Annotated in this window: 1 protein-coding gene and 2 pseudogenes; all 3 read right to left on the bottom strand. The window is 66.5% G+C overall.

Annotation, left to right across the window (positions count from 1 at the left end; translation table 11 throughout):
- A pseudogene (locus tag JCM25156_RS25370) lies at positions 1–520 on the bottom strand (inositol monophosphatase family protein); the annotation flags it as partial.
- Positions 521–629: 109 nt separating this feature from the next.
- Complete coding sequence (gene efp, locus JCM25156_RS16075; protein WP_025813909.1) at positions 630–1,196, bottom strand: elongation factor P; 567 nt, start codon at positions 1,194–1,196, stop codon at positions 630–632.
- Positions 1,197–1,281: 85 nt separating this feature from the next.
- A pseudogene (locus tag JCM25156_RS28165) lies at positions 1,282–1,613 on the bottom strand (lysine 2,3-aminomutase); the annotation flags it as partial.

Raw genomic sequence — 1,613 nt, forward strand, 5'->3', positions numbered from 1 at the left:
CGCGCGCGCGCCGGAACCCGGGCGAAGGGGATGCCGGTGGCGAACAGCGCCTCGTGCATGGAACGGCGGGCGGAAACGCGCAGGCGGCGGTCGTTCAGGAACGTGCCCACGCCCTTTTCCGCCCAGAACATCTCATTGGCGGCGGGGTTGTAGACCAGCCCGGCTACGATCTCGATCGTACCATCGGGCAGGCGGCGCTGCAGCCCGATCGAGATGGCCCAGTGCGGGATGCCGTGCAGGAAGTTGGTCGTGCCGTCCAGCGGGTCCACGATCCAGCGCCATGTCCACCCCTCGTTCCCCGAAGCGCCGCTTTCCTCCATCAGGAAGGCATAGCCGGGACGCGCGCGGGCCAGTTCCTCGCGGATGGTGGTTTCGGCCCGCAGGTCGGCCTGCGACACGAAATCGCCAGGGCCTTGATGCTGACCTGAAGCTGCTCGACTTCATTGAAGTCACGCAGAAGACGGCGTGCGGCCTTCTGGGCAGCGTTCTGCATCACCGTCATATGGGGAGAGAGTCGCATTGCCACGGTGATTCGGTCCTGTCTGGTTCGGCGGTGGAACGGGAATGGGGTAGGGGCTGGAAAAACCGGCCATGCGGGGGGCGTGAACCCCCCGCCATGGCGGGCGGGATCAGGACTTGGCGCGCTCGACGTAGGTGCTGTCCTCGGTGCGGACCACGATGCGCTCACCCGCTTCGATGAAGGGGGGCACCATGGTCTTCACGCCATTGGACAGGCGGGCGGGCTTGTAGGACGAACTGGCCGTCTGGCCCTTGACCACCGGGTCGGCCTCGACCACTTCCAGCGTGACCTGCGGCGGCAGGACCACGCCAACCGGGTCGCCTTCCACCAGGTTGAGCACCAGCGTCATGTTGTCCTGAAGGAACGGGGCCTGATCGCCCAGCAGTTCCAGCGGCAGGAGAAGCTGCTCGAACGTCTCGGGGTCCATCAGCACGATGTTGTCGCCGTCCATGTAGGAGTAGGTGTATTCCTTCTCCTCGGTCATCAGGCGTTCAACGGTGTCGGCGGTGCGCCAGCGTTCGTTGGTCTTGTTGCCGGTCTTGAGGTCGCGCATCTCCACCTGGATGAACGCGCCGCCCTTGCCCGGCGTGATGATCTGCTGTTTCAGGACCGTCCAGCGACGGCCGTCGTGCTCGATGACCTGCCCGGCACGGATCAGGTTTGCCTGCTGCTTCATGGTGGTCCCTGTCTGGTTGTGGGAAGTATGGCGGTTCGGCTTCTAGCGTCCCCGGCGCGGAAGGGCAAGGTTTGCGGCTGTTTTTTCAGCCGCGTTCACGCGCGAGCCGGTGGATCGTGCCATCGGGCGCGCGGGCGCGCAGGTAGCCGTCCGGGCCGGTGTGCAGGTAATCCGGCGCAATGGGCACCTTGCCGTGGCCACCGGGAATGTCCAGCACATAGGTGGGCCATGCAATGCCCGTCACCCGCCCGCGCAGGCTGGCCAGAAGGCGCTGCCCCTCGCGTATGGCACATGGAAGCGTGCGGTGCCGGGCGCGGGGTCAAGCTGGTGCAGGTAATAGGGGCGGATGCGGGCGGCCACCTGCGCGCGCAGCAGGTCTTCCAGCGCTTCGGGCGTGTCGTTCACCCCGCGCAGCAG

Source organism: Komagataeibacter kakiaceti JCM 25156, from assembly GCF_000613305.1.

Bases quoted from the DNA above. Each gene is read 5' to 3' on its own strand.
- efp (WP_025813909.1), bottom strand. From the start codon at position 1,196: ATGAAGCAGCAGGCAAACCTGATCCGTGCCGGGCAGGTCATCGAGCAC.